This window comes from Streptomyces sp. HNM0575 (assembly GCF_012726265.1).
Taxonomy (GTDB): domain Bacteria; phylum Actinomycetota; class Actinomycetes; order Streptomycetales; family Streptomycetaceae; genus Streptomyces.
Window position 1 is genome coordinate 146449 of record NZ_JAASAG010000010.1, and the last position, 12121, is coordinate 158569.

10 protein-coding genes are annotated in these 12121 nt (G+C 65.7%); 8 read left to right on the forward strand and 2 right to left on the reverse strand.

The features are described 5' to 3' along the window. Positions 1–45: 45 nt before the first annotated feature. The 8 genes from HCC61_RS23095 (at position 46) to HCC61_RS23125 (ending at position 10524) form a co-directional block, all read left to right on the forward strand. Positions 46–897 (forward strand): glycosyltransferase, encoded by an 852-nt coding sequence (locus HCC61_RS23095; protein ID WP_346777344.1) that lies wholly within the window; start codon positions 46–48, stop codon positions 895–897. Then, a complete protein-coding gene (locus HCC61_RS23100) occupies positions 897–1964 on the forward strand; it encodes a hypothetical protein (protein ID WP_169138393.1) in 1068 nt (355 codons plus the stop codon). Before HCC61_RS23095 ends, HCC61_RS23100 begins: the two co-directional genes overlap by 1 nt. After that, the gene (locus HCC61_RS23105) at positions 1955–2146 is read left to right on the forward strand and encodes a hypothetical protein (RefSeq protein ID WP_169138395.1); all 192 of its coding nucleotides are present in this window, start codon (positions 1955–1957) and stop codon (positions 2144–2146) included. The genes HCC61_RS23100 and HCC61_RS23105 overlap by 10 nt, the downstream gene beginning before the upstream one ends. A gap of 195 nt (positions 2147–2341) precedes the next feature. Next, on the forward strand, positions 2342–3892 hold the full coding sequence (locus HCC61_RS23110; RefSeq protein ID WP_169138397.1) for a TIGR02677 family protein: 1551 nt from the start codon (positions 2342–2344) through the stop codon (positions 3890–3892). Then, positions 3889–5181 (forward strand): TIGR02678 family protein, encoded by a 1293-nt coding sequence (locus tag HCC61_RS23115; RefSeq protein WP_169138399.1) that lies wholly within the window; start codon positions 3889–3891, stop codon positions 5179–5181. Before HCC61_RS23110 ends, HCC61_RS23115 begins: the two co-directional genes overlap by 4 nt. Further along, the gene (locus HCC61_RS30900; RefSeq protein WP_240969212.1) at positions 5178–5627 is read left to right on the forward strand and encodes a hypothetical protein; all 450 of its coding nucleotides are present in this window, start codon (positions 5178–5180) and stop codon (positions 5625–5627) included. Before HCC61_RS23115 ends, HCC61_RS30900 begins: the two co-directional genes overlap by 4 nt. Before the next feature lie 410 nt (positions 5628–6037). Then, positions 6038–9280 (forward strand): TIGR02680 family protein, encoded by a 3243-nt coding sequence (locus HCC61_RS23120; protein WP_346777345.1) that lies wholly within the window; start codon positions 6038–6040, stop codon positions 9278–9280. Next, positions 9277–10524: a TIGR02679 family protein gene (locus HCC61_RS23125; RefSeq protein WP_169138401.1), complete on the forward strand. Its 1248-nt coding sequence runs from the start codon at positions 9277–9279 to the stop codon at positions 10522–10524. Before HCC61_RS23120 ends, HCC61_RS23125 begins: the two co-directional genes overlap by 4 nt. 204 nt (positions 10525–10728) lie before the next feature. On the opposite strand, the gene HCC61_RS23130 is transcribed toward HCC61_RS23125, so the two are convergent. Beyond that, complete coding sequence (locus HCC61_RS23130) at positions 10729–11487, reverse strand: HEPN domain-containing protein (RefSeq protein ID WP_169138403.1); 759 nt, start codon at positions 11485–11487, stop codon at positions 10729–10731. A gap of 149 nt (positions 11488–11636) precedes the next feature. Further along, positions 11637–12062 carry a hypothetical protein gene (locus tag HCC61_RS23135; protein WP_169138405.1) on the reverse strand — a complete coding sequence of 142 codons (426 nt, stop codon included), beginning with the start codon at positions 12060–12062 and terminating at the stop codon, positions 11637–11639. Between the last annotated feature and the right edge of the window lie 59 nt (positions 12063–12121).

The window sequence follows — 12121 nt, forward strand, 5'->3', positions numbered from 1 at the left end:
CACCTCATCGGGACGGGCTGGCTTGCGGACCTCGAAGACCAATGGGTGCGCAAGCCGGTCCGCCTTGAGGACGTCACCGCAGGCTCTCTCGCCGAGCGCGACTTGAAGTCCGCCGGCTACGACCTCCTCGTGGTCGGCCACGAATACCCGTCCCGGCCGTCCTGGGTCAGAACCTGGCGCGAACTGGACTGCGACGTCGCCACGTTCCAGCACTCGCCGACCTTCCAGCACGCGCCCACCGCCTTCGACGGCGAGCGATCGCGGCTTTACTGCTATTCGCCGGAGATGGTCCAGCGGTACGCCTCCCACACGCCGACAGTCGAACTCGCCGTCCACCTGGGCCTCGACGAAGAAGAGCCGCCAGCCGTGAAGGGCCGAGACCTTGTGTGGCTCGGACGAATCGACGAGGAGAAGGCACCCCATCTCGCCGTACGGGCTGCCCAGATCCTCGGACGCCGCATCCGCATCGTCGGCCCGGTTTTCGACAAGGACTACGTCCGCCGTTACGAGACGACCTTCGCCGCAGACCATGTCGAATGGGTCGGAGAACTGGGCGGAGCGGCCAAGACCGCTGCCATCGCAGAAGGCTCGGTCTTCGTCTACACCTACGCACGAACCTACGTGGAGGCCGGCGCAGCCGTCTTCGGGGAGTCGCTACGGGCCGGAACCCCCTTCGCCGCCTTGACCTGGCGAGACGGCACCTGCGCCCAAGCGGCGCTCTGCGACCGCACCGGGGCCACCGTCATCACCGACCCTGCCGCCGACGACGAGAGCGCAGCCCATGCGCTCGCCGAAGCCATCGAACGTGCCTCGGTGCTCGATCCGTCCGATGTCCAGGACACCGGATTGGCACGCTTCGATCCGGCGAGCCACTTCACGGCCCTGGCAGCGCGCTGATGGAGAGCCACTCGCGCGCCCATCAGGCAGTTGCCGCCTTGCGCCAAGTGCTCGGTCCTCAGTGGGAGTTCTCTTTCGCCGACCACGATGGCCACACATTCAAGATCCGTCACCGCGACCGCGGTACCCCGTACATCCCGCCGCGCTCAACTCCCTCGTGGACTGAGCTGCTGACCACCCTCTCCATGGCCTTCGCCGACCGAGGCGTCACACGGGACAAGTGCCTGCCTCTGCGCTGGGACCGCGAAACCGAGCTGACGATCTCCGCCGTGCAGGCCCTCGACCCCCTCCTCAAAGAAGGTCGTGCCCTGACGTACCGCAAGGGCTTCCTCCCCCAGCCCGTGGTCCGCTTCACCGGAGACCGCGACGAACACGGAGACCTGCTCGACGGATTCCTGACGGCCTTCGTCAACATCTCCCGAGTCCAGCCCATCGCCAGCATCGACGACTACGCCGAGGCACTCGACGACTCGCTCTTCGTCCTCTCCCAACTCGGCTTCCACGCACGGCACATGGAAATCCACGGACGCGTCGAGGTGTGGCGTCGCAGACAGGTCGCCGGGGTGACACTGATGTTCAACCATGTGGACCTCACGATCGGTGACCTCGTCCTCCTGTGGAACACGGAGCACCCGGCCCGCATGGCTCTGGACCTCGGCACGGGACTCGAACGCCTCACCTGGGCACTGACCCGTCACGACTGGAAGGAGCTGGTGTTCGGCCCGTTCGCCGACGCCGCGCCCGTCGCCGTCCTGGACGCCATCCGGACGGCGACACTGCTCCTGGGCAGCGGCATCACACCCTCAGCGAGGGGCGCCGGCGGTGTCGCCCGGCGAGTGATTGCCGCGGTCCCGCCCGGCCTTGTACGGCTGGGGACCAGCGCCATCGTCCGAGCGTTCCACCAGCAGTGGGCGGCCAGCACGGATCTTCAGGTCCCATGGCCTGGGATCTGCAGCGCGATGGAGGAGGAGGTCGCCGGCCGATCCGTCCGTACGCCACATCGGCGCTGGGCTGGCAGAGAGTGCGTGGCACCGGACAGGAAAGAAGCGAGCTGCCAATGGAGTTGAACATCTCCGCGGTGCTGCTGCTGGGAGTGGTCCTGGTCGTGATGATCCGAGGGAAGTCGCTGAAGCCCGGACCGGCAGTCGTAGCCGTGCTCTTCGGCTTCTTCTTGGCGGACACCGATACAGCACCCTCCATCAACCAGTTCATGACGAGCGTGGCAGACATGATCTCCGGGATCGAGTGACTTCAAGCTGGGCCTTCTCGTGGGTCACTCCTCGTGTGTCCCTGTGCCCGTTCGGCCCCGGAGTCGATGTCGACGTCGGTCAACGCGGTCGTGGCATCGGGGAGTCCGTTATTCCCAGCTTCGTTGTCGGTGGCCGCATCTACGGTTGTTTGAAGGCTTCGGAGCCGGCCGTGGCCGCGAGGGGGAGGGAGCTACATGCGCAGGGTTCCACCGGACATGTTCCGGTTCACCACAGGTGATCGAGCCGACCTGTACGGGGCGATCCTGCATGCCTTCGGTGCGGCCAACGAGCGTCTGGAGACGGCTCTCGGGCTGGATGAAGTCCGCGGGCGCTTACGTACGGTCGGCTGGCTCAATGCGATTGCTGACGACGATCTTCACGACGCGCTGAAGAAGCTCAAGAGCTGGGGTCTGCTGGATGTCATCCAGAACCACGCGGAGAACTATCGGACGGCGGAGGAATACGAGCGGCGCAACCTCCAGTACTCCCTGACGCGGCGCGGTGAAGCTGCATTCGCCGGTGTGCAGCACGCACTGTCGGTGCTCGCTACGACGGGAGCGTTGCAGACCGCGGTGCTGGAGGCGATCACGGACAGGCTGGACGAGTTGTACGTCCTGACCGGTGATCCTGCGTCTTCGGATCGCCGGATCTTCAGCACCTTGCAGGAGTTGGAAGGCCATCTTGAGGCTCTGCTGGACAACACCAAGGCGTTCAACGGGGAGCTTCAGCGGTTGTTGCGTGCCGAAGGAGCCGATCTGACCGTCTTCCGGGAGGTGAAGGCTGCGACGGTGGCCTACCTCCGGGAGTTCCTGGTCAACCTGGATCAGCGTGGGCACGGGGTGGCAGCAGCTGTGGCCCGTGTGGAGGAGCGAGGCGTCTCGGTCCTCCACGAACGGGCATTGCGCGGGGCGGAGTTGCCGCCGGTGGCCGGGGAGGATCCGGGCGCTGCCTGGCTGGAGCGTCGGCGGGCACGATGGGCGGGTCTGCAGGCATGGTTTCTCCCTCCTGACGGGGGCCGGCCGCGGGTTGACCAGTTGCACGACGTTGCTCGTCGGGCCATCGTCTCACTGCTTCAAGTCCTTGATCGGATCAACGAGTCACGTCGCCGGTCGTCGAGCGCGGTACAGGATTTCCGGGAGCTGGCCCGCTGGTTCGCGGCAGCCCCGGGGGACGAGGATCTCCACCGCCTGTGGACGGTGGCCTTCGGGCTGGGATCAGCCCGTCACGCCCATCTCGCCCACCCAGACCCGGAATTGGTCACGTCCTCGCAGGTGTGGGCGGAGGCGCCGCCGGTCGAGGTGTCTGCGCTGCTGCGCACGAGCGGTCGTACGGAGCGCTTCGCTCGAACCGGCAAAGTACGGGACGTCGCCGCCATCAAAGCGGCGCGGGCGGAACGGGCCCGTCAGGAACGTGCGCAGCTCCAAGAGGCGTGGCGTGCTCTGAGGACCGAGGGCCCACTGAGGCTTTCCGACTTCGGCGAGCTGGACGACGGAGCGTTCGACCGGCTGCTCGATCTGCTCGGCAGGGCACTCTCGACCCGACCGGACGGTTCGGGCGTCCGGCGGGCCACCACTGGCGACGGCAGGGTGGAGATCGCCTTGAGTCCAGCTGCCGACGGCAGGACCGCAGTCCTGCGAACGCCGAAAGGTGTCCTGAGAGGGCCGGACTTCATCGTGCATATCGAAACCGGGGCTGGGGCTGGACTGGCCGCGACGTGGGCGGGCCGGAAGGAGGTCGCGGGATGAGCAGCTTGGCCAATCAACTGGTCGCCGCGGAGCGGGAGGAAGTCGCTCGGGGAATCCGTCTTCTCCTCGCCCGGCCGCTGATCACCGAGCGGGCAGACCGCGTTGCTTTCGACGTCATTCGACGGCGGAAGGAATCCCTGACCAAGTGGTTCGACTACACCTGCGGCTGGAGCCTGGTGGTCGAGCCCAGGCGTGGGTACGCCCGGTTGTCGAAGGTTCGATCCACCACGGACGCCTCTCGACCGGCTCGCAGACTGCGCTCCGGCAAGGCTCCCTTCGACCGACGGCGCTACGTGCTGCTGTGCGTTGTGGCGGCCGAGTTGCTGTCCGTGCCGGTGACCACCGTTGGGTTGCTTGCCGAGCGCGCCGTACAGGCGACCGCCTCGGACCCGGCCCTGCCGTCGTTCGACACGATGAGCAGGCAGGAGCGCATGGCGTTCGTCGACGTGCTGAAGCTCCTGGAATCTTTCGGGGCGCTGCTGGCCGTGGACGGAACCACGGAGTCCTTCGTCGACTCGGCGGACGCGAAGGTGCTGTACCGGGTCGACGCCACACTGCTGATGCGACTGCCGGCAGCACCTATCGGAGCCTCCAGGCTGTCAGTGCCACCGGAAGAGGTCTCCCTGCGCTTCGAGGAATTGCTCACAGGGCTGGCCCGGGAACGGCGTTACGGCGGCATGGCCGACGACGCTGGGAGCAGCGATTCCGTCGCCGTGTCTGAGACTCAGCGGAACCTGTGGCTGCGCCACTCCGTGCTGCGGCGACTCTTCGACGATCCCGTCCTCTACCGCGAAGACCTCACCGAGGACGAGCTGGCGTATCTGACGTCCCCGACGGGCCGCCAGATTCTGCGCCGTTCCGTTGAACAAGCCGGCTTCGTATTGGAGGAACGCGCAGAGGGGTTCATGCTCATCGACCCGGACGCAGTCGCCACTGATGCCCGATTCCCCGACGAATCGTCCACCGCAAGGGTGGCCGCGCTGCTCTTGCTTGAGCGGATTCACGACGTGCCCGGCGGGGCGACTCCAGAACAACTCAGCGCGATCGGTTCCGAGTTGCTGCGGCAGTTTCCTCGGTGGGCCAAGGCGTACCAGTCGGCAGAGGGGGCTCAGAGGCTGGCCGACGATGCGGTGGCGGTCCTGTGCGACTTCGGGCTGGCCCAACGTATCGGTGACCGCACCATCGTGAGGCCGGCCGCCCATCGGTACCGCCTCGTGGAAGCCACGACAGCAGCCGCCGCGGACAGCACCGACGTTGAAGGTCAATCGATCGAAGGGGGCCTGTGGTGAGCGTTACGAACCTTCCGGTGAGCCGCGGGAACACACAGGACGAGCATGAAATTCCGCAGCAACGGCAGCGCTGGCAGCCCTGCCGGGCCGGCATCTTCAACGTCTGGCGGTACTACGACGAGACCTTCACCTTCCACGAGGGTTGCTTGTTGCTGCGTGGCCAGAACGGCACGGGCAAATCCAAGGCCTTGGAGCTGCTGCTGCCCTTCCTCTTCGACGCGAGTCTGAGGCCCAACAGACTGTCCACGTTCGGCGGTTCCGAACGGACGATGCACTGGAACCTGATGGGCGAGGGCACGTCTGGCAAGACACGCGTGGGCTACGTGTGGATGGAGTTCGGCCGCTCGTCGGAGAGCGGTGAAGAGGAGTGGTTCTCCTGCGGAGCAAGGCTGCAGGCCAGCGTCCACACCACCGCAGTACACGCTGACTACTTCACGACTACATAGCGAATCGCCCAGCCCGGCGGACTCTCCCTGGTCAACGACACAGACCAGCCGCTCACAAGGGCAGCACTCGCGGAAGCCTTGCAGGGGCACGGCGAGATCTATTCCTCAGCCACCGGCTACCGGACCACGGTCCGGCGCACCCTCTTCGCAGGAATGGGAGAGCAGCGCTACGAGGCATTGATCACGGCTCTACGCAGCTGCGCCAGCCGAAGCTCTCCGAACGTCTGGACCCGTCTCTGCTCTCCTCCCTGCTCTCTCGGGCTCTGCCACCGCTCGGTGAGGGAGAGATCACCGAACTCGCCGAGGGTTTCGAGCGGTTGGACCGGCAGCGTGAACAACTGCGGCAGTTGGACGAAGAGGTCTCAGCCGCCGAATCCGTCGCCTCTCGGCAACGCAGCTATGCCTAGCGGGTGCTTCGCTCCGGCGCCGCGAAGCTGATCTCGGCAACGACCGACATGGACAACCTCACCCGCGTGGCCCGGGAGAGCACGGAACAGCACGAACAGGCCCAGCGAGACCAACACGCAACGGAACTGCAGAGAGACGAGCTTCAGCAGCGCGCGGACGAACTGGAAGCCGGTATCGAGGGCCTCAAAGAGAGCGACATCTACAAGCAGGGTGAAGAACTGGACCAGCTTCGCCGAAGCTTCGAACATTCGGCACGGCGGGCGAAACGGCTTCGCGAAACAGCAGATGCCAAGCAGCTACAAGCAGGCGAGGACGAGCAGCACGCCGCGGAAGCCGCAGCACGCGCCCGGGAGTGTGCCGATCGCGCACGCGAGGCATCGGAAGACGCCCATCGAGCGGCACGCACAGCGGGTCTGGAGTCCATCTATCAAGAAGCGAAGACGATGATCGGCACACCGTCTGAGACCTCCGAGTCCGTCGGGGACGATCAGGTGGCACGGTCTCGCCATCTAGCGCGTGGCGCGGCCGAGGCACGGCGTGGCCAGATTGTCGAAGTAGGCACTGCCATCGGAGCGCACGACCGCGCGTTGAGCGACCGAGCAGCTGCCGAAGCGTCGCTGGATGAGGCTCGCGATCGGCTTGCGGATGCTGTACACCGACGGGACGAGGCAATCCGCGTATACGAAGAGGCGCTGACGAAGCAGGCGCAGTTGCTGCGCGAGTGGGCCGCAGGGTGTGTGGAGCTTCGCTTCGACGACGTCGAGGCGTTGGTCTCGCTCACGGCGGTCGAAGACGATGTCGCGTCACTGGTGGACTCGGCGATGCGGAGCGTGGTTGGGGAGATCGCCGACCGCGAGGCACGTACCGATACAGCCCGCGGTGCGGCATTGGACGAGCGAGGAACGCTCACCGAAACCATTGAAGCCCTGCGGCGGGAAGCCGACCTGCCCCCCGCTGCCCCGCCTACCCGTACCACGGACCGATCGACGATGGCAGGCGCTCCGCTTTGGCGGCTGGTGGCCTTCCACGACGACGTACCGGTCGACGTGCAAGCAGGCGTCGAAGCGGCATTGGAAGCATCAGGACTGCTGGATGCCTGGGTCAAACCGGACGACGAAGTGGTGCTCCCAGGGCATGACACCTGGGCCGAGGCCGCCTGGGCAGTTCCGGCTCCAGGAGCCTCCCTTCTGGACGTATTGCGTCCAGAGGCCGACATCCCCGTCGCCGCCGACTCGATCTCGCGGCTACTCGGCAGCATCTCCTACGGCCCGCGGCTACCAAACGAGCACCTGGCCGCAGTCGGCGCAGACGGCAGCTGGCGGCTTGCCTCCGCTACAGGCACCTGGGTCAAGGAGGAGCCGGCCCACATCGGCTCCCTCGCCCGAGAACGGACCAGGAGGCGCCGTATCGACCAACTCACCGAGCGTCTTACCGAGGTGAACAGCACCATCGCCACCTGCGACGCGCAGATGCGCGAATGCCGCGAGCGTCGCAACCGTCTGGACGCTGACCTCTCAGCGCGTCCCCGGTACCGGGACCTCAACGAGAAACGGCGGCTCTGGGACCGGGCAGAGGAAGGAATCGGCGTCCGGGACGACGCCCTGCGAGCCGCTGCGAAGCTCCTTGAGGAGCGGGAAGCTGACGTTACGAAGTCCCTCCGCCAGCTCAGCCGCTTGTCCACGGAGTATGGGCTGCCCACGGACCGCGGCCTTCTCAAGGACCTATCGTCCGCCGTCGATACGTTCCGCGACATGGCCGACGCTTGGGCAGACGCCTGCATGCGCTGGTCAGCCGCCATGGAGCGATCAACATCAGCCGGCAGCCAAGCTGCTCGCTCACTCGCCGCCGCACAGGAGCATACTGAGGAGGCTGAAACTGCCGATTCCGAGTCATCGGGGCTCAGGGCCAAGCTGGAAGCAGTAGAGAGCACCGTCGGCGAGGACTTCCGCCAAGTGGCCGCCCGCATCCATGAGATGAGGGAGGAGCACCACCGCAGCCGCGACAACATGCGGCTTAGGAACGAGGATCTCCGGGCACTGGATCAGCGCATCGGACAGCTGCAGGCCACGATGACCCAAGACGCCGAGGAGCGCGACAAGGCCGTCAGCGCCAGGGACGCGGCAGCGCAGAGGTTCCGGCACCTGTCCCTTCTTGGCCTCCCCGAAGACGCGGGTGTCTCAGGAGAACTCACCGCACAAGACGGCACACGAGCCACCCTTGCGTCCGCCCGCAGCGTCGCTGCGAAGTGGCCCAACATCCCTCACGAACCGCGCAACGTCAGCGACGCCGCCACCCGACTCCTCGAAACCGTCTACGAAGCTCGTCCCCTGCTCGGCCAACGCACCGACCTGGACCTGGAACCCGATGAGGACGTACAGGTCTTCGCCGCCACGATGGACGGCGTGCGGGTCGGGGCCACGGGACTCCTCCGAATCCTCACCGCCGAGCGCGACAGCAGCCGCGACGACATCACCACCGCCGAGCGCCGCCTCTTCGACCAAACCCTGACCGGAGACACCCGGCGCCACCTGGCGGCGCGCATCCGCCAGGCCAACGAACTCGTCGACCGGATGAACGGTCACCTGGAGCGTGTCCGCACAGCCTCGAACGTCGCGGTTCAGCTGGTGTGGCAGATCCATCCGGATCTGCCCCCAGGCACCCGCACCGCCCGTGAGTTGCTTCTCAAGGACCCCGGGCGAGTCACGGACGCTGACCGGGAAGCCCTGCACGCGTTCTTCCGCAGCCGCATCGAGGAGGCCAAGGCCAGGAACACAGCGGCCACTTGGGAAGAGCAACTGTCCGAGGTACTCGACTACACGGCTTGGCACCAGCTCGTTGTCAAGCTCGACCGGGCCAATGGCCATGGCTGGCAGCTGCTCACCAAGAAGATGCACGGCGCCTTGTCCGGAGGTGAGAAGGCGATCGCCCTGCACCTGCCGCTCTTCGCTGCTGTGGCCGCCCACTACGAGGCGGTGCCGGAGGCCCCCCGGCCGATCCTGCTGGACGAGGTCTTCGTCGGTGTCGACACCGTCAACCGCGGACAGGTCTTCGCTCTACTCAGCGCACTCGACCTCGACCTCATGCTCACCTCCGACCACGAGTGGGCCACGTACCGCGAACTCGCTGGCATCGCAGTCCACCAACTGATCACCGGTGCCGACCGCGACGACGCCGTCACCAGCGCACGCTTCATCTGGGACGGGAACGGACTGGAGCCGGACGAGACGGAGGAAGTCCCGGCATGAGCGACCGCTCTCTGCGACGACCCGAACTGCACCCCGTCTGGCTAGCGTTCCACGACCGCCTGTCATCCGGCCGGCCCGTCAGCCGAGTTCGCATCGGACCGTTGAACGACGCTGAACGAGAAGCCCTGGCCGACCTGCTGGGACTGGACCGGCTGCCGGACGCCAAACCCTTCATCGCACTCACCCGACTGGAAGCTGCCCTCGCCGAAACCGACGGCCGTACGGTTCGCGAGGTCGTCGCCGACATCGTCGGCCCCATCGACGACCGCGCAGCCGACCGACGCCGCACCAACGACGAGCGAGCCGCGCTGTGGGCCTGGCTGGAAAATCACAACACTGTGCGGTCCCAACCGGCGCTCGCCGACTGGGCAACGCACTGTCGCGGCGCAGGCCCCATCCACGGCTCGGTAACCCGAACCCGAGAGCTGCTCTCCGCGGCCCTGACCGTACTCGCCGCCCTGCCCGCCGGCGGGGAACCCCTGCCGGTGTTCGCAGCACACACGCTGGACGGGGACTCGCACGCGCTGGACGACGGAACTCGCCTGTCCTCCCTTGTTCTTCGAGCCCTCTCGACCGTCTACGGCGTTGAGCCACCAGACGGCGCACAGCAACGACGCGCACTATGGGCGCGGGCCGGCATCGCCGACGACGAACTCTCCACGACCGTCCTCACCGCAGGACTATGTCCTGATGGCCACGGCACGCTGAGCCGAGTAACAAACGCCTGCACCGAAGCCGGACAAGCCGCATCTCTCACCCTCGCCCAGCTCCGAACACCGGGCGAGTTCCGCTTCCCCGCAGTGCCCGTGCACATCACCGAGAATCCCAGCATCATGGCGCTCGCCCTTCGCCGCTTCGGCCCTTACTGCCCGCCCCTGGTCTGCACGTCAGGATGGCCAAACAGCGCGTCTATCCACCTCCTCCGCATGCTGGCCGCTGAGGGAGCCGAGCTGCGCTACCACGGCGACTTCGACGGGGAAGGCATACGCATCGCCGCCTACGTCCTGGACAAAACCTCCGCCGCCCCCTGGCGCATGACGGCCGCGGACTATCGCTACTCGGTCGCCGAACGCCCTCAGGGGCCTCCTGCGGGACGGCTCACGGAGGCGCCTTGGGACCAGGCTCTTACTCCGGCGATCGCAGAACACGGCGTAGCCGTGCTGGAGGAGATGGTGGCCGACTTACTCGTGTCTGATCTCACGTCCGGCAAGGGCAGCGGTTCAACTTCCGCCCACGGAGCTTGAGCCACGTATCGCGACGACCCGAGCAGTGGACCGGGTGTCTGGATCGCCCACCTGCAAAGATGAGCCTGAATATTTCTGGTCCCTTGCTATTGGTCAAGTCGAGAACGAACCGGCCGAGATTCTCCCAGACGGCATAGCGCGCCACTGCGCGGCGTGATCTCCAGGGAGACCCGGGGAGTTCACGCCGCGCGGGATTCGCCATTGTCAGCGTTCGGGCCTTGTCTCCTGATCTAGCGCATCGATGATCGACACGATGACCGCAAGATCATCCTCCACTTCGTCGACTGAAATCGTGGCTCTTCCCCTGCCGAGACGATCGCCGGTATGGGCGATCAAATTGCGTCGCATCACGATTCGATCAAGCTCTGTCGTCGAGTCGCCGACATTAACCTTGCGACGTCTGTCAACCCTACTCAGGAGCTTCTTCTCACCGACCAGGCTGAAGAGTTGTCCTATCTGCGCGGGGGCAGGGCTGGCGCGCTGCCGCAGTTCGAGTTCAACGACCTGTCGGAGCCCCCACCCCTTCTTTTGGTACTCCTCGATGGCGAGATAGTCCCCGACGGTCATAGAGAGTTCCAGCAAGCCGCCCGGAGGCGGGTTTGCGGCGATCGCCGCTGCGTAGCGTTCCATGACTCGGTCCGCGCAGAATGTCTCGACTGCAGCGCATGCGGCCACGAGGGCCTGCCTGAGAAGAGGCCGAAGATTGACCTCGTCTAACTTGGCGCGCAACGATGCGTGTCCTGGCTTGAAGGTCACGAACACTCGGTCATTTTCAAGGCATTCGAGCTCGGTCCAGTGCTTCCGCGCAAGCGAAAGCGCTTCGCCGAGCCTCTCCCGAAGTTCGCGCCGCATCCTGCGCTGACGCTGGTTGACCAGTAGCTTTGCAAGTTCAACAAGTATCTCGGCGTCCTCGATGTTGAGGTCGAACGCCTCTCGTGCGGTCATCTTGGGTGGTGCGCCCATGCACTCTCCTGATGTGTCGTCCCTATGGAAATCAAACTTCGTACCTGGATTACCGTCATCTACGTCATATGGATGCACGGTCATCTCGCTCGTAGCCATGCGTCCTGGCGGCGCCGACAGATTGGGCCCCCAGGCCCCCGGCGGTGATGTCAAATCCGCTTGAATGCATCCCGGAAGGCTGGCAGCAACTCCTCAGGCATCGTGAAACCCGCGGTCCGCTGGTAGGAGGGGTTGTTCGGGTCGTAGCTGGCGATCACTGGAGTCGGCAGCCCCTCGGGGAGTCGCCCTGTCTTGACACCCCGCTTGATGGCTTTGGTAATAGCTCCGGTTCGCCCCTTCAGCGAAGCACCGTCTTCGCCACGGAGGTTGCTGGCATCTCCCCAGCCGTTGCCATCCACCGTCACCCGAATGATTTCGAGCGCTGCGTCTGGGATGTCTCGCAGCAAGGATTCGGCACGCCCGGCCGTCCACTGGAGCGACTCGGGCTCAACGGCGACAACGAGTCCGTTGGTGGCTGCGAGTTCCACAAGCTGCCGAGCGAACGCCTCGGACACGTCTTCGATCACGATCTTCACAATGCAACCCCATAAGCCTAAGTAGTACCGATCTAAAGCCAAGGTAGAGACTAGAGGTT

Excerpts from the sequence above, each read along its gene's own strand:
- HCC61_RS23100 (WP_169138393.1), top strand. The coding sequence starts at position 897 with ATGGAGAGCCACTCGCGCGCCCATCAGGCAGTTGCCGCCTTGCGCCAA.
- HCC61_RS23125 (WP_169138401.1), top strand. The coding sequence starts at position 9,277 with ATGAGCGACCGCTCTCTGCGACGACCCGAACTGCACCCCGTCTGGCTA.
- HCC61_RS23105 (WP_169138395.1), top strand. The coding sequence starts at position 1,955 with ATGGAGTTGAACATCTCCGCGGTGCTGCTGCTGGGAGTGGTCCTGGTC.
- HCC61_RS23130 (WP_169138403.1), bottom strand. The coding sequence starts at position 11,487 with ATGGGCGCACCACCCAAGATGACCGCACGAGAGGCGTTCGACCTCAAC.
- HCC61_RS23110 (WP_169138397.1), top strand. The coding sequence starts at position 2,342 with ATGCGCAGGGTTCCACCGGACATGTTCCGGTTCACCACAGGTGATCGA.
- HCC61_RS23115 (WP_169138399.1), top strand. The coding sequence starts at position 3,889 with ATGAGCAGCTTGGCCAATCAACTGGTCGCCGCGGAGCGGGAGGAAGTC.